Genomic DNA, 17878 nt, shown 5'->3' with positions numbered 1-17878 from the left:
CCCCAGGAACGGGACGGGTAGGGGCGGAGGGGGCGAAAACAGCTGGCCGCACCCCCCGATGCAAAGGGCGCCCACGCCAGAAAAAAGCAAGCGCTTAGAAAGTGCGTCCGGAGTCACACCCCCACAGCCGTGACCTCGACGGTACGTACGGGTAACTTCCCACTCAGCCATGCCAACCCCCGTACGCCAATGGAGCCGTCGATGCCCGAAGCCGTGATCGTCTCAGCCACCCGCTCCCCGATCGGCCGCGCCTTCAAGGGCTCCCTGAAGGACATCCGCCCCGACGACCTGACCGCCACGATCATCGAGGCCGCCCTCGCCAAGGTCCCCGAGCTGGACCCGAAGGACATCGACGACCTGATGCTCGGCTGCGGCCTCCCCGGCGGCGAGCAGGGCTACAACCTCGGCCGCATCGTGGCCGTGCAGATGGGCATGGACCACCTCCCGGGGTGCACCATCACCCGTTACTGTTCCTCGTCGCTGCAGACGAGCCGCATGGCCCTGCACGCCATCAAGGCGGGCGAGGGCGACGTCTTCATCTCGGCGGGCGTCGAGATGGTGTCGCGCAGCATCAAGGGCTCCAGCGACGGCCTCCCCGAGACCCAGAACCCCTTCTTCGCCGAGGCCGTGGCCCGCACCGCCGCGGTCGCCGCCAGCGAGGGCGCGACCTGGCACGACCCGCGCGAGGACGGCCTCGTCCCGGACGCGTACATCGCGATGGGCCAGACCGCCGAGAACCTGGCCCGCATCAAGGGCGTCACCCGCCAGGACATGGACGAGTTCGGCGTCCGCTCGCAGAACCTCGCCGAGGAAGCCATCAAGAACGGCTTCTGGGAGCGGGAGATCACCCCGGTCACGACGCCGGACGGCACGGTCGTCGCCAAGGACGACGGCCCCCGCGCCGGCGTCACCCTCGAAGGCGTACAGGGCCTCAAGCCGGTCTTCCGCCCCGACGGACTCGTCACCGCCGGCAACTGCTGCCCCCTGAACGACGGCGCCGCCGCCCTCGTGATCATGTCGGACACCAAGGCCCGCGAGCTCGGCCTGACCCCGCTCGCCCGGATCGTCTCGACCGGCGTCACCGGCCTCTCCCCCGAGATCATGGGCCTCGGCCCGGTGGAGGCGTCGAAGCAGGCCCTGAAGCGCGCGGGCCTGACCGTCGACGACATCGACCTGTTCGAGATCAACGAGGCCTTCGCCGCCCAGGTGATCCCGAGCTACCGCGACCTGAACATCCCGCTGGACAAGCTGAATGTGAACGGCGGCGCCATCGCCGTCGGCCACCCCTTCGGCATGACCGGCGCCCGCATCACCGGCACGCTCATCAACAGCCTCCAGTTCCACGACAAGCAGTTCGGCCTGGAGACGATGTGCGTCGGCGGCGGCCAGGGCATGGCGATGGTCATCGAGCGCCTCAGCTAGTACCGCTCCTGTCACGGGAGTTGAACCCAGCGTGACCGAACTGGCCCAGATCCCAGCAACCACAGGGATCTGGGCCGATTTGTGATCCAATCCCCCCCAAGATGTGACCTATCTCCCCCTGGAGAGCTATTTACGCAGGTCAGAGCCGTTACGCGACTAAACCCCGGGCCCAAAGTCCTGTCCCTTTCGTGACGTTACGCACTGACAGCGGGATGGTTCGCCCTTCAAGCTGATGTAGGAAGTCGGGGGTCGACTTTGAACCGGGAGTACGTCAGTGAGCGCCATGCCGATTGCTTTGCTGCTCACCACGGCCGCCACCGCGGCCGTGGGCGTCGCCGTTCTGCGCACCCTTAACGGGCTGCGCCGGCAGGTCGCGGCCCTGCACACCGAACTCGCCGCGAACCGTGCCACGGCCGCGCGAGGCCTCGTGCCCGCCGCCCGCGCGGCCACGGACACGGACGAGATACGCGCCGCAGTGGCCGAGGCGCTCGCCGAGGAGCGGGAGCGGGAGCTTGCCGAGGCGCGGGCGTTCTGGGCCGCCCAGGAGGCGCGTGACGCCTCTGACATGCCCTCCCTGCTCGGTCTGCCCGACAGTGAACCGTTCCTGCCGCGCCACTCGGACTTCATCGGCCTCGAGTACCTGGAGCCGGTGACCGAGCCGGGCATGGACTCCGAGGAGTTCGCCGGCGACTCCCCCGAACTGGCCGCGGCCCGCCGCCGCCACCCGTCCCACCCGGACTTCGTACCGGTCCAGTCACCTGTAGTGAACGACCATGACCGCACGGTGGCCTGCCTGGAGGAACTCGCCGAGTCCCGCACGGAGCTGGCGGACGTCCGCCCCGGCCCCCTCGGCACCCTCGACGTCTACGTCTTCGCCGACGGTACGACCCTGTGCATGACCCCGGGCCACCGCGAGACCGCGGAGCAACTGGCCGCGGCCCTGCGCGCGGGCGCCGCCCCGGTCCTCCTCGGCGGCTCCGGCGTATCGGGCGCGTACGCACTGACGTTCGCGTGCGGCGAGGAGAACGTCTACATCCTGGCGGACCGAGTCATAGCGTCGCTGTAGGAGCTTGTAAGAGCTACGAGCCGTACAAACTCTTAACGCGCCGGAGTCGATCAGACCCCGGCGCGTTTCTGCGCCTCCGCCACGAGCCCCACCGCTTCCGCGAGCTCCCGCTCGTCTTTCAGTACGAGCGCCAAATCGTGCGCGGCGACGGTGATTTGATCGGCGGCGGCGAACATGCCCGCGTCGGGCATCTCGCGAGGCTCCCCGGACGGGTCCTCCACACGCTGGGTCCACAGGGCCAACTCCCTGGCCAGACCCAGCGCCTCGGCGGCAGCCCCCCGCTGCAGCCGGCTCTGCGGCGCGGCCCGCAACCGGTCGGCGAAGTGATCCACGGCACGGGTCAAAGACGTCGTATCAAGCACGCGGCGAGCGTACGCGCCGCGGCAGGACTGTTGCCAACAACCCAACCCTCAGGCACGGTGGCGTGAAGGACCGGCTTACATCCCCATTGCGTCCGGAGGCGCCGATGTCCCAAGTGTTCTCCCAGGAGACCCATCGCAACCTGCTCGCCCGCATCCCCCATTGCACCGGTCGTGAGATCTCCGACTGGCTGCGCACCGTCGATGAAGGCCCCGCGCTCTTCCGCTTCGAGGAAAAGGTCAGCTGGCTCCGCGCCGAGCACGACCTCGCGTACGGCCACGCCAAGGCGATCATTCACGAGTACGACCTGAGGAGGGCCGCGCGCAAACTGCTCTGAGCGCGCACCACCGGCACCACAGGCATCCGAACCACAGACACCGTAGACATCCGACACCGCAGGCATCCGCACACGGCAAAGGGCCCGCGAACCGGTGGGTTCGCGGGCCCTTCAGTCAGTCGATGCCGGCCGGAGCCGGCGGCCCGACTAGTCGTCGCCGCTGAAGATGGCGACCAGCCGCAGCATCTCGACGTAGATCCACACGAGGGTCATGGTCAGGCCGAACGCGGCCAGCCAGGCTTCCTCGCGGGGCGCGCCGTAGGCGATGCCGTCCTCGATCTGCTTGAAGTCGAGGGTGAGGAAGAACGCGCCGAGGATGATCGCGATGATGCCGACGATCGCGCCCAGCGGGCCCATGCTGCGCAGTCCGCCGTCCTCGGCGACACCGAAGGCGACCAGCAGCAGGTTGACGGCCATGACCACGATGAAGGCGATGGCGATGGCCATGCCGATGCGCGCGTACCGCGCGGTCACGCGGATCCAGCCCGCCTTGTAGATCAGCAGGGTCGCGCCGGACACCGCCATGGTGCCGAGCACGGCCTGGAAGGGAGCGCCCGACCACCGGCTGTTGTACATCTCGCTGATGACCCCGAGGAAGACGCCCTCGAAGGCGGCGTAGCCGAGGATCAGCGCGGGCGAGGCCTTGCGCTTGAAGGACTGCACCATCGCCAGTACGAAGGCGATGAGGGCGGAGCCGATGGCGAGCCCGAAGCTGGTGCTGGTGACCGGCAGCAGGGCCCAGGCCAGGATGGCGCCGACGGCGACGGTGCCGAGCGTCATGGCCGAGCGCATGACGACGTCGTCCATCGTCATCCGGCCGGTGGAGACCGGGGCCTGCGGCGGAGCGCCCTGCTGGAGGTCCTGCTGCGCGTAAGGGTTCTGCGCGTAGGGGTTGGCGCCGCCCTGGGCGTACGGGTTGGCCTGCGTGCCGACAGCGGGTCCCCCGGCCTGCGGCGCCGCGTTGAATCCCGCGTAGCCGTTGTCGCGGCTGAACCCCCGTCGCGAGAAGACCGGGTTGCTGCTCCTCATTTCACTCCTCCATGGCCACCGTGCGTGGCGTTGGCTCAAGAGTAATAGGTAGGCAAAGGAAAGAGCCTAGTGCTTGGGGAGGATCTTTCCCTTGTCATGACGCGGAACACGCTACGTGCTGCCCTCATTCCCTGCGACGGAGCACCCAATCCATGACCAACCCGGGACACGGCCGAGACCGGCCGGACGACAGGTTCAGTCCAGCGGGAACCCGGTGTACCCGTCCGCGAGGTCCGTCTCCGCCGCCCGTGAGCCGACGACCCGTTCCAGCCGGGCGAGCTGGAGGCGGTTCTCGAAGGGGGTCGCGTCGGGGGCGGGGTGCAGCATGGTCGTCATGTCGTACGAGAACCGCTCGGCCTGCCAGACGCGGCGCAGGCAGGTCTCGGAGTAGGTGTCGAGCAGTTCGGCCGATCCGGTGTCCCGGAGCCGGACCAGGGCGCGGGCGAGGGTGACGACGTCGCCGACGGCGAGGTTGAGCCCCTTGGCGCCGGTGGGCGGCACGATGTGCGCGGCGTCACCGGCGAGGAAGAGCCGCCCGTGCCGCATCGGCTCGTGGACGTAACTCCGCATCGGGGTGACGGACTTGGAGGTGATGGGCCCGCGCTCGAGCTGCCACCCGTCCTCGGTCTCGAACCGCCGCTCCAGTTCGTCCCAGATCTCCTCGTCGCCCCATGCCTCGGCGTCCGTTCCCTCGGGCACCTGGAGGTAGAGGCGGGAGACGGTGGGCGAGCGCATGCTCAGCAGGGCGAAGCCGCGGTCGTGGCGGGCGTAGACGAGCTCGTCGTGCGAGGGGGCCACATCGGCGAGGATCCCGAGCCAGCCGAAAGGGTACGTCCGCTCGAAGACGCGGGAGAGGCCGGCGGGTACGGCGTTCCGCGCGACGCCCCAGAACCCATCACACCCCACCACGTAGTCACACTCGAGCACGTCCTCGCGCCCCTCGTGCGTGAACCGGATCCGCGGCCGGTCGCTCTCGGCCCCCTCCACCGCGAGCGCCTCGGCCTCGAAGAGCAGCGGCCCGCCCTCCTTGAGCTGGAGGGCGATGAGGTCCTTGCACACCTCGGTCTGCGCGTACACCATCACGGAGCTGCCCCCGGTGAGCCCGGGAAAGTCGACGCGGTGCCGCTTTCCCTCGAACCGCAGCTCGATCCCGTCGTGCCGCAGCCCTTCCCGGTCCATCCGCTCACCGGCGCCCGCGGCCCGCAGCACGTCGACGGTCCCCTGCTCCAGGATCCCGGCCCGCTGCCGATGCTCCACATAGGCCCGGTCCCGGCTCTCCAGGACCACGGACTCGATCCCCGCGTTGTGCAGCAGCCGCGCCAGCAGCAGCCCGGCCGGCCCGGCCCCGATGATCCCGACGGTGGTACGCATCGGCACGCCCCTTCGCGTTCCTCGACCCAGATACGTTCGCGTTATGTTCGCGTAGTGAAATTTACTTCACCAATTCCTGGACGCGAGTCTCCGACGACGTACGCCCTCTGTCAAGGATTCGGCCGCGCACCGGACTCGGCGGGCCCCGGTCGGAATGTCGCCCGTCGAGACCCGCACCCGTGTCGCAAGTGCGGGAAGTGCCCGGAACCGGACTTGAACCGGTACGCCCGCGAGGGGCAGCGAGGTTTAAGCTCGCCGTGTCTGCATTCCACCATCCGGGCAGGCCATGGGCTCCGCATCGAGGTTCCGAGCCTATCGGGACGCATCGCCCGAACAGCGGGCGGGCGGACCGATGTTGTCTTATTTTATTGATGTCTGAGGGTGCATCAGCACTCGGTACGGACCATCCGCACATGCCAGATAGCCTTTCGGGTGACTTTCGGCTGCGCATGCGGAATGACGGAATTTCACCGTCCGAACAAGCGGCCTCCACGACATTCACCGCACCGGCGGCCGGCGACCCTCAGGGACGGGCCTCATCCCCAGGTATGACACGGGCGCTCCCGGTGCGACCGAAGTCGCCCCCCGGAACCGGAACAGCGGCTGACTACATCGCCCCGAACGGCCACGACGATGGACACACGTCCCCGGAAATCGTCGTCGTCCCGACAGGAGCACCCTCCCGTGACCACCACCCCCATTGCCGACCGGACCACCACGGTGGCCGCACGCGCCACGGAACTCTCCAAGGTCTACGGACAGGGAGAGACCCAGGTGGTCGCCCTCGACCGGGTCACCGTCGACTTCCGGCAGGCCGAGTTCACCGCGATCATGGGCCCCTCGGGGTCCGGCAAGTCCACGCTGATGCACTGCGTGGCCGGACTGGACAGCTTCTCCTCCGGCTCCGTGCGCATCGGCGAGACCGAGCTCGGCTCCCTCAAGGACAAGCAGCTCACCAAGTTGCGCCGGGACAAGATCGGCTTCATCTTCCAGGCGTTCAACCTGCTGCCGACCCTGACGGCCCTGGAGAACATCACGCTCCCGATGGACATCGCCGGCCGCAAGCCCGACAAGGAGTGGCTGGACACCGTCATCAAGATGATCGGCCTCGCCGACCGCCTCAGCCACCGGCCCTCCCAGCTCTCCGGCGGCCAGCAGCAGCGTGTCGCCGTCGCCCGCGCGCTCGCCTCCCGGCCCGACATCATCTTCGGCGACGAGCCCACCGGAAACCTCGACTCCCGGGCCGGCGCGGAGGTCCTCGGCTTCCTGCGCAACTCCGTACGTGAACTGGGGCAGACCGTCGTCATGGTCACCCACGACCCGGTGGCCGCCGCCTACGCGGACCGCGTCATCTTCCTGGCCGACGGCCGGATCGTCGACGAGGTGCACGAGCCGACCGCCGACTCGGTCCTGGACCGCATGAAGCAGTTCGACTCGAAGGGCCGTACGAGCTGACGCCCGCCGGTCCATCGGACCGAGCACCCCTCGTGCCGCCCCGCAGACCTCCTACCTCCCTGGACTGAGACAACCCCATGTTCCGTACCGCCTTGCGCAACGTGCTCGCGCACAAGGCCAGGCTCCTCATGACCGTGCTCGCCGTGATGCTCGGCGTGGCGTTCGTGTCGGGGACCCTGGTCTTCACCAACACCATCTCGGACGCCTACCAGAACAGCTCCGCCAAGGGCTTCGACCAGATCGACGTCGTCATAGAACCGGAGAGCCAGGAGTCCACGGGCGACACGGTCGGCAAGGAGCAGAAGCTCACGCAGGCGCTGCTCGACAAGACCGCCGCGGTCCCCGGTGCCGCCTCCGCCGTCGGCGTCGTCAACGGCTTCACCGCCATCGCCGACAAGGACGGCAAGCTCGTCGGCAGCGGCTTCCAGTCCCAGGGCGGGAACTACTGGCAGGAGAAGGACCCCCGGTACCCGCTGACGGGCGGTCAGGCCCCGCGCGGCCCGAACCAGGTCGCCCTCGACTCCGAGACCGCGAAGCGGGCCGGGTACAAGGTCGGCGACACCGTGCGCCTGTCCGTCGACGGGCCCGTCCTCACGCCCACCATCAGCGGCATCTTCACCACCGACGACGGCAACGTCGCGGCCGGCGGCAGCCTCGCCCTCTTCGACACGGCGACCGCGCAGAAGCTCTTCGACTCGGTCGGCACCTACGACGAGATCGACGTGAAGGCGGACGCCGGCACCAGCCAGACCGCCCTCCTTGCCGCGCTCGACAAGGTGGTACCGAAGGACGTCGCCTCCACCACCACGGCCGACAAGGCCGCCGCCGACCAGGCCGAGCAGATCGCCTCGGCGATGAGCGGGATGAAGACGGGGCTGCTGGTCTTCGCCGGTATCGCGCTGTTCGTCGGCACCTTCATCATCGCCAACACCTTCACCATGCTGGTCGCCCAGCGCACCAAGGAACTCGCGCTGCTGCGCGCCGTCGGCGCCTCCCGCAGGCAGGTCACCCGGTCCGTGCTCGTCGAGGCGTTCGTCGTCGGCGCGGTCGCCGCCGTCGCGGGCCTGGTCGCCGGTATCGGCATCGGCGCCGGGATGCGCGCCCTGATCGGCACACTCGGCGCGCCCGTGCCGGACGGCCCGCTGGTGATCTCGCCGGGCACGGTCGCCACGGCCCTGCTCGTCGGCGTCCTCATCACGATGCTGGCCGCCTGGCTGCCGGGCCGCCGCGCGGCGAAGATCCCGCCGGTCGCCGCGATGAGCAGCGTGCACGCCCAGGCGACCACGAAGTCCCTGGTCGTACGGAACACGATCGGCGCCCTCTTCGCCGGAGCGGGCATCGCCGTCGTCCTCTACGCGACGACCATGAGCGGTTCGGACGGCCAGGCCCCGATGGGCCTCGGCGCGGTCCTGCTCATCCTCGGCGTCTTCATCCTCACGCCGCTGCTGTCCCGCCCGCTGATCGCGGCCGCCTCACCGGTCCTGCGTATCTTCGGGGTCTCCGGCAAGCTCGCCCGCCAGAACTCCGTACGCAACCCGCGCCGCACCGCCGCGACCGCCTCCGCGCTGATGATCGGCCTCACCCTGATCACCGGCATGACGGTGATGGCGGGCAGTCTGCAGAAGTCGATCGACAAGATGGCCAGCTCCGCGATCAAGGCGGACTACGTCGTCTCGATGGCGAACGGCAACTCGCTCTCGCCGGACGTCGAGAAGAAGCTCGCCGGCGTCGACGGGGTCACCGACACCAGCGCGCTGCGCAACTCGCCCTCGCGCATCGACCAGGAGACCGAGTACCTGACGGGCGTCAACGGCGCGTCCATCGCCAAGCTCACCGACCTCACGATGGAGGAGGGCTCGTTCAAGGTCGGCGGCAGCCAGGTCGTGGTCGACGAGGACACCGCCAAGTCGCACGGCTGGAAGGCCGGTTCGGACTTCACGGTCTCCTACGAGGACGGCACGAAGCAGCAGCTGACGGTCGCCGGTGTCTACCAGGGCAACGAGATGATCTCGGGCATCATGCTCGACAACTCGACGCTCACCCCGCACACCACGGACGCCTTCGACATGCAGGTCATGCTCAAGACGTCGAGCGGCGCGTCGGACGCGACGAAGGGCCAGCTGGAGAAGGCCCTCGGCGACAACCCGGCCATCCAGGTCCAGGACAAGAAGGACATCTCCGACAGCATCGCGAGCATGTTCACCCTGATGCTGAACATGCTCTACGGCCTGCTCGCGATGGCCGTCATCGTCGCCGTCCTCGGTGTCATCAACACCCTGGCCATGTCGGTCTTCGAGCGCTCGCAGGAGATCGGGATGCTGCGCGCGATCGGCCTCGACCGCAAGGGCATCAAGCGGATGGTCCGGCTGGAGTCCCTGGTCATCTCGCTCTTCGGCGGCGTACTCGGCATCGGCCTGGGCGTGTTCTTCGGCTGGGCCGCCGGTGAACTGCTCGGCAGCAGCATGGCGACGTACGAACTGGTCCTGCCCTGGGCCAGGATGGGCCTCTTCCTGCTCCTCGCGGCGACGGTCGGCATCCTCGCGGCGCTGTGGCCGGCGCGGCGGGCGTCCCGCCTGAACATGCTGTCGGCGATCAAGTCGGAATAGCAGTACGGCAGATGGGGCCCCGTTCCGCCATGGAACGGGGCCCCATCGCCGTACGCGGATCAGTTCCAGTCACGCGCCCTCAGCGGCATCCCGGACGCGCCGGACGCCTCCGGTGTCCTGACCGCCAGCACCTGGTTGACGCCGATGCGGTTGTGCTCGAAGGCGAGCGCGGAGGCGGCCATGTACAGGCGCCAGACGCGGGCCCGGCCGGGGCTGGTGAGCCGTACGGCCCGCGTCCACTGCTCCTCCAGGTTGGCGACCCAGTGGCGCAGGGTGAGGGCGTAGTGCTCGCGGATCGACTCCACGTCGCGGACCTCGAAGCCGGCCCGCTCCAGCTGGGTCACCGTGGTGCCGACGGGGGCGAGTTCGCCGTCGGGGAAGACGTACGCGTCGATGAACTCGTCGACGGAGTACGCCGATTCGTCCCGCCGCGGCGGACGGGCGATCTGGTGGTTGAGCAGCCGGCCGCCGGGCCTCAGCAGCCTGCGCAGCGTCTCGGCGTACTCCAAGTACCGTTCGGCGCCGACGTGTTCGGCCATCCCGATCGACGAGATGGCGTCGTACGGCCCGTCCGTGACGTCCCGGTAGTCCTGCACCCGGATCTCCACCCGGTCGGTGAGCCCCTCGTCCGCGACCCGCTTACGGGCGTACGCGGCCTGCTCCTGCGACAGCGTCACGCCGACCACGCTCACGCCGTGCTCACGGGCCGCGTGGATGGCCATGGAACCCCAGCCGCACCCGACGTCGAGAAGCCGCTGGCCCGGTTTCAAGTCCAGCTTGCGGGCGATGAGTTCGAGCTTGTCGCGCTGTGCGTCCTCGAGGGAGCCGTCATCCTCCCAGTAGGCGCACGAGTAGACCATCGACGGGCCGAGGACGATCTCGTAGAAGTCGTTCCCCACGTCGTAGTGGTGGCTGATGGCCCGTTTGTCGCTGCGCTTGGTGTGCAGGTGGCGGCGTCTGCGCACCTCCTCGGCGGGCGGGGCGGGCGGCAGTGGCCCGGCCAGCTTCACCAGGCCGCGCAGGGCGGCGCGCACCTCGGAATCCCGCAGCGCCTCCCCGACCCCCCTCGCGTCCTCTCCCCGCTCCCACAGGAGCCCGGACATCAGGTCGAGGGCGGCGTACAGGTCGCCCTCCACTCCGAGGTCTCCGGCGACCCATGCCCTCGCGAGGCCCAGCTCCCCCGGCTTCCACAGCAGCCGGCGCACGGCCCGTCGATTCCGTACGACGAGTACCGGGGCGGCGGGCGGCCCTGCCTCCGAGCCGTCCCAGGCGCGGATGCGCAGCGGTAGTGGGGCTCCCAGCAACTGTTCGACAAGGCTCTTCAGCCGCAGCGCGGCGTCCTGCATGGCGCACACCTCCGTGACGACACTCCCGAACGCTCCAACACCCACGTAAACACCAACATGGTCTTCGCGCAGTCCCCCTTCCGCGTTACGGCTTCGCAAAATACGTGCATGGGCCATGTTTTTGGTGATGCCTCTGCCGTCGCGAAAACGCCGAAGGGGACGCCGGGGGAACGCCGAAGGGGCCTCCCGCACCACGGATGGCGGGAGGCCCCTTCGGGGCGTTCGGTGACCGGAGGTCAGGAGGCCTTGGCCTTCTCCTCGGTCTTGGCGGGCGCTGCGGGCGCGGCAGCAGCCGCCGGGGCGGGCGCGGGCTTCGCGGCCTCGTAGAACTCCTCGCGGGGAGTCTCCATGGCACCGAGCGAGACGACCTCACGCTTGAGGAACATCGCCAGCGTCCAGTCAGCGAAGACGCGGATCTTCCGGTTCCAGGTCGGCATCGCCATGCCGTGGTAGCCACGGTGCATGTACCAGGCGAGACGGCCCTTGACCTTGATCTTCATCTTGCCCATGACGATCATCGCGACGCCCTTGTGGAGGCCGAGGCCCGCCACCGCACCCTTGTTGGCGTGCGAGTACTCCTTCTGCGGGAAGCCCCGCATACCGGAGATCACGTTGTCGCCGAGGACCTTCGCCTGACGCAGCGCGTGCTGGGCGTTCGGCGGGCACCAGGCGTTCTCGACACCGGCCTTGCGGGCGGCGGCGTCCGGAACCTGGGCGTTGTCGCCCGCGGCCCAGATGTAGTCCGTGCCCTGCACCTGGAGCGTGGTCTGCGTGTCCACGTGACCGCGCGGGCCGAGCGGCAGACCGAAGCGGGAGAGAACGGGGTTCGGCTTGACGCCGGCCGTCCAGACGATCGTGTTGGAGTCGACCTCGAGGCCGTTCTTGAGCACGACGTGGCCGTCGACGCAGGAGTCCATGGAGGTGGAGAGGTAGATCTCCACGCCGCGGCTCTCCAGGTGCTCCTTGCCGTACAGGCCGAGCTTGGGGCCGACCTCGGGAAGGATCTTGTCCGCCGCGTCGACGAGGACGAACCGCATGTCCTCGCGGGACACGTTGGTGTAGTACTTCGACGCGTCGCGGGCCATGTCCTCGACCTCACCGATGGTCTCCGCACCCGCGAAGCCACCGCCGACGAAGACGAAGGTCAACGCCTTGCGGCGGACCTCTTCGTCCGTCGTGGAGTCAGCCTTGTCGAGCTGCTCGAGGACGTGGTTGCGTAGGCCGATGGCCTCCTCGATGCCCTTCATACCGATGCCCTGCTCGGCGAGGCCGGGGATCGGGAAGGTGCGCGAGACCGCGCCCATCGCGACGACGAGGTAGTCGAAAGGCAGCTCGTACGCCTCACCCACGAGGGGGGCGATCGTCGCGACCTTGCGGTCCTGATCGATGGTGGTGACCCGACCGGTGAGGACCTCCGCCTTGGGGAGCACGCGTCGCAACGGGACGACGACATGCCGCGGGGAGATGCTGCCGGCGGCGGCTTCGGGGAGGAAGGGCTGGTAGGTCATGTACGACCGGGGGTCGACAACCGTGACGGTCGCCTCTCCGTAGCGCATCTTCTTGAGAATGCGCCGAGCTGCGTACAGGCCTACGTACCCACCGCCTACTACGAGGATCCTGGGACGCTCCGTGGTGCTCATGCCATCGAGTATCCACCTGCCCCAGGGGGGTCGCTCGTGAGCCCCTTCACAAGCATGGGTGGACCCTCTGCTACACTCCGCCGCCCACGTGACTCAGGTCATGGCGCCAGGGGGGAACCACCGTGTGGTGCGGACCGTTGTCAACACCGCGTGAGCTGCCACTCCGCCCCTGCGAGGCCCCTGTGAACCAGCCGATCCGGCCCCCGTTTCACACGCCCGAAACACGCCCCGAACGCTCCGGTGAGCACCCTTCCCTGCCTGGTGAGCCCCCCGGAAGGGCCCTGGGGAAGAAATCCTCGCCCAACAGGGCCGTTTTCCTTGTGAAGAACTTCACGAACTTTTCCGACGGCGCGTCGCCGAGAGGTTTTCCAGGGCCCTGAAGTGCGCTCATACGTTGTCCGACCTGCTCAGGAGAGGCGGATCGAGGGGCCGCAGAGCCCCCCTCGCGCCACCGCTGAGCACCACCGCTAAGCAATCGACCAGGCGATCCCGTCGAGGATGTCGTGCTCGCTGACCACGACCTCCGTCGCGCCGATCCGCTCCATGATCGAGAGGAGCACGAGGGCCCCGGCGGCGATGACGTCGACGCGACCCGGATGCATCGAGGGGATCGCGGCGCGTTCGGCGTGCGTCGAGCCCACCAGCGACTCGGTGATCTCACGGACGCGGTCGTACGGGACCCGGGAGTGGTGGATGGCGACCGAGTCGTACTCGGGGAGGTTCTGCGCGATCGCCGAGACCGTGGTGACCGAGCCCGCAAGACCGACCAGCGTGCGCGCCTCGCGCAACGGCACGGTCAGCTCCGCGAGGTCCAGGGCCGCCCCGATGTCGACGCGGATCGCCTCGACCTCGGCGGACGTCGGCGGGTCACTGACCTTGCCCTCGTGCACGAGGTGACGCTCGGTCATCCGTACACAGCCGATGTCGACGGAGCGCGCGGCACGCACATGCTCCTCGCCCACGACGAACTCCGTGGACCCGCCGCCGATGTCCACCACCAGGTACGGCTTGGCGAGGTCGTCCCGGCCGGTCAGCTCCTTGGTGGCGCCGGTGAAGGAGAACTCCGCCTCCTGGTCACCGGTGATCACCTCCGGCTCGACACCCAGGATGTCCAGCACCCCGCGCACGAACTCGTCCCGGTTCTCGGCGTCACGGGAGGCGGAGGTCGCCACGAACCGCAGCCTCTCCGCCCCGTGCTCCTTGATGATCGCCGCGTACTCACGGCAGGCGGCGAAGGTCCGCTCCAGTGCCTCCGGGGCGAGCCGCCCGGTCCGGTCGACGCCCTGGCCGAGCCGCACGATCGTCATACGGCGGTCCAGGTCGACGAGTTCGCCCGTCTCCGGGTCCGCGTCGGCGACGAGCAGCCGGATCGAGTTCGTACCGCAGTCGATGGCGGCGACACGGGTCACTTGGCGGCCTCCTCTGCGGCGGGGGACGCCTCGGCGCCGGGCTGCCGCGAGTCCTCCGAGGACGTCACGCAGGGCCCCTTGCGCCACCACTCCGGCAGCATCGCGATCGCCTCGTCGCCCAGCGGGTTCACGCCCGGACCCGCCGCCAGGGAGTGGCCCACCAGCACATGGAGGCACTTCACCCGGTCCGGCATGCCGCCCGCGCTGGGGAAGCCCTCCAGGACCTCGATGGAGTCACGCCGGGCGATGTAGTCCTCGTGAGCGGCGCGATACGCGGCGGCCAGCTCCGGATCGCTCGCCAGACGGTCCGTCATCTCCTTCATGACCCCGTTGGCCTCCAGCGTGCCGATCGCGGAAGCGGCACGCGGGCACGTCAGGTAGTACGTCGTCGGGAACGGGGTTCCGTCGGGCAGGCGGGGCGCCGTCTCCACCACGTCCGGCTGACCGCAGGGACAGCGGTGCGCGATCGCGCGCAACCCGCGCGGCGGTCGCCCCAGCTGCTGCTTGAAGGCCTCGACGTCCGCGTCGGTCGGCTCGGTGCGCGGGGTGGGCGGCGGTGGCGTTTCCATGCCGTGAGTCACATGTCTTTCTGGTCGGTCGGTCAATCGGTCGGTCTGCCGATTCAGTCAGTCGATCGGCCGGTCGGCCCGCCGATGAACTGTCGATCGGTTCGTTCACCGGTCGGCGGCGTCGGCCTTGTCCACACCGTCCCAGACGTTCGCGTACCAGGGACGGTCGGCCGCCCCCTGGCCGGCGCGGGACTGCTTCGCCGCGTCCGGGTCGATCACGATGTAGCCGGTCTCCCCCGGCATCACATAGTGCAGCCGGTCCCGGATCTGCTGCTCCGCGTACGCGTCGTCCTGCCACCGCGCCTTGAGGTCACGCAGCTGCTCGACCCGCGCACGGGCCTGCTCGCGCTGCTGCTGCAGATCGGCGATCTCGGCACGCTGGGACACGTACTGCCTTATCGGGTACGCGAGGGCCACGACCAGCGAACAGAGGACGAGGGCGAGGAGCGCCGCCCGCCCGGTGAGCCGCGAGCGGCGCGCCTGACGCTTGGTCTGGGAGCGGTAGACCCGGGCCGCCGTCTGCTCGCCGAGCAGCTTCAGCCTGGTCGCGGTGGAGAACCGGTCCCGGTCCTTCACGGCCATGAGTCCCGCCTCCCCGGTACAAACCCGTCACGTGCGTACGTCCCCGCACACGGTACGGGACCGAGTACGGGGACGTACGTACGACGCTTCCTAAGCCGGTACGGCTCAGCCCTTGAAGCGGGGGAAGGCGCTGCGACCGGCGTACACCGCGGCGTCGTCGAGGATCTCCTCGATGCGCAGCAGCTGGTTGTACTTGGCGACGCGGTCCGAGCGGGCCGGGGCGCCGGTCTTGATCTGACCGCAGTTCACCGCGACGGCGAGGTCGGCGATGGTGACGTCCTCGGTCTCACCGGAGCGGTGCGACATCATGCACTTGAAGCCGTTGCGCTGCGCCATCTCGACGGCGTCCAGGGTCTCGGTCAGCGAGCCGATCTGGTTCACCTTGACGAGCAGGGCGTTGGCCGAGCCCTCCTCGATGCCACGGGCCAGGCGCTCGGGGTTGGTGACGAACAGGTCGTCACCGACGATCTGGACCTTGTCACCGATCTTCTCGGTGATGACCTTCCAGCCGGCCCAGTCGTCCTCGTACAGCGGGTCCTCGATGGAGACGAGCGGGTACGCGGAGACGAGCTCCTCGTAGTACTCGGTCATCTCGGCGGCCGAGCGGGACTTGCCCTCGAACTCGTACTTGCCGTCCTTGTAGAACTCGGACGCGGCGACGTCGAGCGCGAGCGCGATCTGCTCGCCGGGGATGTAACCGGCCTGCTTGATGGCCTCGACGATGAGGTCGAGCGCGGCGCGGTTGGACTCCAGGTTCGGGGCGAAGCCGCCCTCGTCGCCGAGGCCGGTGGACAGGCCCTTGGTCTTCAGCACCTTCTTGAGGGTGTGGTAGACCTCGGCGCCCCAGCGCAGCGCCTCGGAGAAGGACTCCGCGCCGATCGGGGCGATCATGAACTCCTGGATGTCGACGTTCGAGTCCGCGTGCGACCCGCCGTTGAGGATGTTCATCATCGGAACGGGCAGCAGGTGCGCGTTCGGGCCGCCCAGGTAGCGGAAGAGGGGGAGGTCGCTGGCCTCGGAGGCGGCGTGCGCGACGGCGAGGGAGACGCCGAGGATGGCGTTGGCGCCGAGCGAGCCCTTGTTGTCGGTGGCGTCCAGGTCGAACATCGCCTGGTCGATCAGGCGCTGCTCGGTGGCGTCGTAACCGACGAGCTCCGGGCCGATCTGCTCGATGACCGCGAGGACGGCCTTCTCGACACCCTTGCCGTGGTAGCGGTTGGGGTCACCGTCGCGGAGCTCGATGGCCTCGAAGGCGCCGGTGGAGGCGCCGGACGGGACGGCGGCACGACCGGTGCTGCCGTCATCGAGGCCGACCTCGACCTCGACGGTGGGGTTGCCTCGCGAGTCGAGGATTTCCCGGGCTACGACGACGTCGATGGACGGCACGAGCATCTCCTTCTGGGATGTGACGCGGGTACGCGGGGCTTTTTGGAACCCTGCGGGATGAGCCTAACCGGCTCGGAGCGATCGGCCAGCCGGTCGACCACCCCTTGGGCAGAACACAGGGTAAACATTGTTCCAGAACGGAACAAAAAAGGAATGAAAAACCCCGCCCCGGTGCGTACGGGGGAACACGCACCGGAGCGGGGAGCCCGTGGGGACGGGGGTGACCCACACGAGGCCTTCAGTATGGAGACCACGTATAGGAGAGAGCTGAGGTTCAGCTACGAGCCTGGTGTCAGCCGACCGCCGTGGGCCGACAACCGCTGTCCCTCAGCTCTCGGACCTCAGCTGAGGTGCAGCTGCTGACCCGGGTAGATGAAGTCCGCGTCGTCGATGATGTCCTTGTTCAGCTTGAGCAGCTGCTGCCAGCCGCCCTTGACGTTCTTCGCCTCGGCGATGGCGCTGAGGGTGTCGTTCTTCTTCACCTTGTACTCGCCGTCACCCTTCTTGACCTTCTTGCCGGTCGGGGTCTCGACGGTCTTCGCCTTGGCGGTCTTGGTCGTCGCGGTGGACGTGTTCGACTGCTGCGAAGGAGTGGTGCTCTGCTCGCTGCTCGACGACGAGGAGGACGAGGACGACGACGAGTCGCTCGTACCACCGTCGTACGCGGCGCTCGACAGGCCCGTGCCGCAGGACGGCCAGGCACCCTTGCCCTGTGCGGCGAGGACCTTCTCGGCGACCGTTATCTGCTGGGACTTGGAGGCCTGGTCGGCGGTGGCGGCGTAAGCGCTGCCGCCGTACGCGGACCAGGTGGAGGAGGAGAACTGCAGACCGCCGTAGTAACCGTTGCCGGTGTTGATGGCCCAGTTGCCGCCGGACTCGCACTGGGCGACGGTGTCCCACTCGGAGGTGGTGGCGGCGGAGGCGGTGCCGGACGCCATCAGCGGGGCGGCGACGGCGACGCCGGTCACCCCGGCGAGCGTGGCAATGCGGGTGACCTTGGACGGGCGACGGTGCTTGCCCTTGCACGAACGCAGCATGAAGTGATCCCCTCACCGACGCCTGCGAGGTGAGCTGTCGGGTTCGGGCGGGTGAGTGCCCGGTCGCGCACCTCTCGGCGCACGTCTTCACCCCAAGCCGCTCCCGGTCAACCACCGGGCTCGGCACTTACCTTGGGTCCCCCGCTCCTGCCTACGGCGCTTGACGCGACGACTGTTCCCGTACGGCCGCTGGCAGGATTCGGCGTTGCGATCGTCGGGGCCCGCTGTGGCGAGCGGTCACGACCGTAAGCAGGCGATCGGTG

15 protein-coding genes, 1 tRNA gene and 1 riboswitch are annotated in these 17878 nt (G+C 68.8%); of the genes, 5 read left to right on the top strand and 11 right to left on the bottom strand.

Features of this window, described 5'->3' with window-relative positions:
- The first annotated feature begins 201 nt into the window (after nucleotides 1-201).
- Nucleotides 202-1422, top strand: a complete 1221-nt coding sequence (locus OG246_RS13320) for an acetyl-CoA C-acetyltransferase (RefSeq protein WP_266460514.1) — start codon at nucleotides 202-204, stop codon at nucleotides 1420-1422.
- A 283-nt stretch (nucleotides 1423-1705) separates the two neighbouring features.
- Complete coding sequence (locus OG246_RS13315) at nucleotides 1706-2488, top strand: hypothetical protein (protein WP_266464173.1); 783 nt, start codon at nucleotides 1706-1708, stop codon at nucleotides 2486-2488.
- 50 nt (nucleotides 2489-2538) lie between these two features.
- Here the strand turns inward: OG246_RS13315 and OG246_RS13310 are convergent, their stop codons facing one another.
- Entirely contained in the window at nucleotides 2539-2850 is a 312-nt protein-coding gene (locus OG246_RS13310; RefSeq protein WP_266460511.1) for a hypothetical protein, read from the bottom strand.
- Nucleotides 2851-2954: 104 nt separating this feature from the next.
- Here OG246_RS13310 and OG246_RS13305 point away from each other — a divergent pair, with 104 nt between their 5' ends.
- On the top strand, nucleotides 2955-3185 hold the full coding sequence (locus OG246_RS13305) for a DUF4287 domain-containing protein (protein ID WP_148008763.1): 231 nt from the start codon (nucleotides 2955-2957) through the stop codon (nucleotides 3183-3185).
- Nucleotides 3186-3332: 147 nt separating this feature from the next.
- On the opposite strand, the gene OG246_RS13300 is transcribed toward OG246_RS13305, so the two are convergent.
- The 3 genes from OG246_RS13300 to OG246_RS13290 form a co-directional block, all read right to left on the bottom strand.
- Nucleotides 3333-4214: a Bax inhibitor-1/YccA family protein gene (locus OG246_RS13300; protein ID WP_266460507.1), complete on the bottom strand. Its 882-nt coding sequence runs from the start codon at nucleotides 4212-4214 to the stop codon at nucleotides 3333-3335.
- A 195-nt stretch (nucleotides 4215-4409) separates the two neighbouring features.
- Nucleotides 4410-5585 carry a 4-hydroxybenzoate 3-monooxygenase gene (locus tag OG246_RS13295; protein ID WP_266460504.1) on the bottom strand — a complete coding sequence of 392 codons (1176 nt, stop codon included), beginning with the start codon at nucleotides 5583-5585 and terminating at the stop codon, nucleotides 4410-4412.
- Nucleotides 5586-5783: 198 nt separating this feature from the next.
- Nucleotides 5784-5866, bottom strand: a tRNA-Leu gene (locus OG246_RS13290).
- Between the two features lie 403 nt (nucleotides 5867-6269).
- On the opposite strand from OG246_RS13290, the gene OG246_RS13285 reads away from it, so the two are divergent.
- The gene (locus OG246_RS13285; protein ID WP_266460502.1) at nucleotides 6270-7040 is read left to right on the top strand and encodes an ABC transporter ATP-binding protein; all 771 of its coding nucleotides are present in this window, start codon (nucleotides 6270-6272) and stop codon (nucleotides 7038-7040) included.
- Between the two features lie 77 nt (nucleotides 7041-7117).
- Nucleotides 7118-9646 carry an ABC transporter permease gene (locus OG246_RS13280; protein ID WP_266460499.1) on the top strand — a complete coding sequence of 843 codons (2529 nt, stop codon included), beginning with the start codon at nucleotides 7118-7120 and terminating at the stop codon, nucleotides 9644-9646.
- Nucleotides 9647-9705: 59 nt separating this feature from the next.
- On the opposite strand, the gene OG246_RS13275 is transcribed toward OG246_RS13280, so the two are convergent.
- The 7 genes from OG246_RS13275 to OG246_RS13245 all read right to left on the bottom strand — a co-directional run bounded on the left by OG246_RS13275 (nucleotide 9706) and on the right by OG246_RS13245 (nucleotide 17615).
- Nucleotides 9706-10992 carry a cyclopropane-fatty-acyl-phospholipid synthase family protein gene (locus OG246_RS13275; protein ID WP_266464170.1) on the bottom strand — a complete coding sequence of 429 codons (1287 nt, stop codon included), beginning with the start codon at nucleotides 10990-10992 and terminating at the stop codon, nucleotides 9706-9708.
- A 236-nt stretch (nucleotides 10993-11228) separates the two neighbouring features.
- Nucleotides 11229-12632, bottom strand: a complete 1404-nt coding sequence (locus tag OG246_RS13270; protein WP_266460496.1) for an NAD(P)/FAD-dependent oxidoreductase — start codon at nucleotides 12630-12632, stop codon at nucleotides 11229-11231.
- A 467-nt stretch (nucleotides 12633-13099) separates the two neighbouring features.
- Nucleotides 13100-14041, bottom strand: a complete 942-nt coding sequence (locus tag OG246_RS13265; RefSeq protein ID WP_266460494.1) for a Ppx/GppA phosphatase family protein — start codon at nucleotides 14039-14041, stop codon at nucleotides 13100-13102.
- Nucleotides 14038-14610: a DUF501 domain-containing protein gene (locus OG246_RS13260; RefSeq protein ID WP_266460492.1), complete on the bottom strand. Its 573-nt coding sequence runs from the start codon at nucleotides 14608-14610 to the stop codon at nucleotides 14038-14040. Before OG246_RS13260 ends, OG246_RS13265 begins: the two co-directional genes overlap by 4 nt.
- A 105-nt stretch (nucleotides 14611-14715) precedes the next feature.
- On the bottom strand, nucleotides 14716-15192 hold the full coding sequence (locus tag OG246_RS13255) for a septum formation initiator family protein (protein ID WP_266460489.1): 477 nt from the start codon (nucleotides 15190-15192) through the stop codon (nucleotides 14716-14718).
- Nucleotides 15193-15297: 105 nt separating this feature from the next.
- Complete coding sequence (eno, locus tag OG246_RS13250) at nucleotides 15298-16584, bottom strand: phosphopyruvate hydratase (protein ID WP_266460486.1); 1287 nt, start codon at nucleotides 16582-16584, stop codon at nucleotides 15298-15300.
- A 335-nt stretch (nucleotides 16585-16919) separates the two neighbouring features.
- Nucleotides 16920-17615, bottom strand: coding sequence for a transglycosylase family protein (locus OG246_RS13245; protein WP_266460483.1), 696 nt, complete (start codon nucleotides 17613-17615; stop codon nucleotides 16920-16922).
- 4 nt (nucleotides 17616-17619) lie between these two features.
- Nucleotides 17620-17784, bottom strand: a riboswitch (cyclic di-AMP (ydaO/yuaA leader).
- Nucleotides 17785-17878 lie beyond the last annotated feature (94 nt).

The organism is Streptomyces sp. NBC_00620, assembly GCF_026341825.1.
Taxonomy (GTDB): domain Bacteria; phylum Actinomycetota; class Actinomycetes; order Streptomycetales; family Streptomycetaceae; genus Streptomyces.
Note: the sequence above shows the minus strand (reverse complement) of the source record. Positions and strands in the feature narration are given on the sequence as shown.

Excerpts from the sequence above, each read along its gene's own strand:
- OG246_RS13280 (WP_266460499.1), top strand. The coding sequence starts at position 7,118 with ATGTTCCGTACCGCCTTGCGCAACGTGCTCGCGCACAAGGCCAGGCTC.
- OG246_RS13305 (WP_148008763.1), top strand. The coding sequence starts at position 2,955 with ATGTCCCAAGTGTTCTCCCAGGAGACCCATCGCAACCTGCTCGCCCGC.
- OG246_RS13315 (WP_266464173.1), top strand. The coding sequence starts at position 1,706 with ATGCCGATTGCTTTGCTGCTCACCACGGCCGCCACCGCGGCCGTGGGC.
- OG246_RS13260 (WP_266460492.1), bottom strand. The coding sequence starts at position 14,610 with ATGGAAACGCCACCGCCGCCCACCCCGCGCACCGAGCCGACCGACGCG.
- OG246_RS13270 (WP_266460496.1), bottom strand. The coding sequence starts at position 12,632 with ATGAGCACCACGGAGCGTCCCAGGATCCTCGTAGTAGGCGGTGGGTAC.
- eno (WP_266460486.1), bottom strand. The coding sequence starts at position 16,584 with ATGCTCGTGCCGTCCATCGACGTCGTCGTAGCCCGGGAAATCCTCGAC.
- OG246_RS13255 (WP_266460489.1), bottom strand. The coding sequence starts at position 15,192 with ATGGCCGTGAAGGACCGGGACCGGTTCTCCACCGCGACCAGGCTGAAG.
- OG246_RS13275 (WP_266464170.1), bottom strand. The coding sequence starts at position 10,992 with ATGCAGGACGCCGCGCTGCGGCTGAAGAGCCTTGTCGAACAGTTGCTG.
- OG246_RS13320 (WP_266460514.1), top strand. The coding sequence starts at position 202 with ATGCCCGAAGCCGTGATCGTCTCAGCCACCCGCTCCCCGATCGGCCGC.
- OG246_RS13295 (WP_266460504.1), bottom strand. The coding sequence starts at position 5,585 with ATGCGTACCACCGTCGGGATCATCGGGGCCGGGCCGGCCGGGCTGCTG.
- OG246_RS13300 (WP_266460507.1), bottom strand. The coding sequence starts at position 4,214 with ATGAGGAGCAGCAACCCGGTCTTCTCGCGACGGGGGTTCAGCCGCGAC.
- OG246_RS13245 (WP_266460483.1), bottom strand. The coding sequence starts at position 17,615 with ATGCTGCGTTCGTGCAAGGGCAAGCACCGTCGCCCGTCCAAGGTCACC.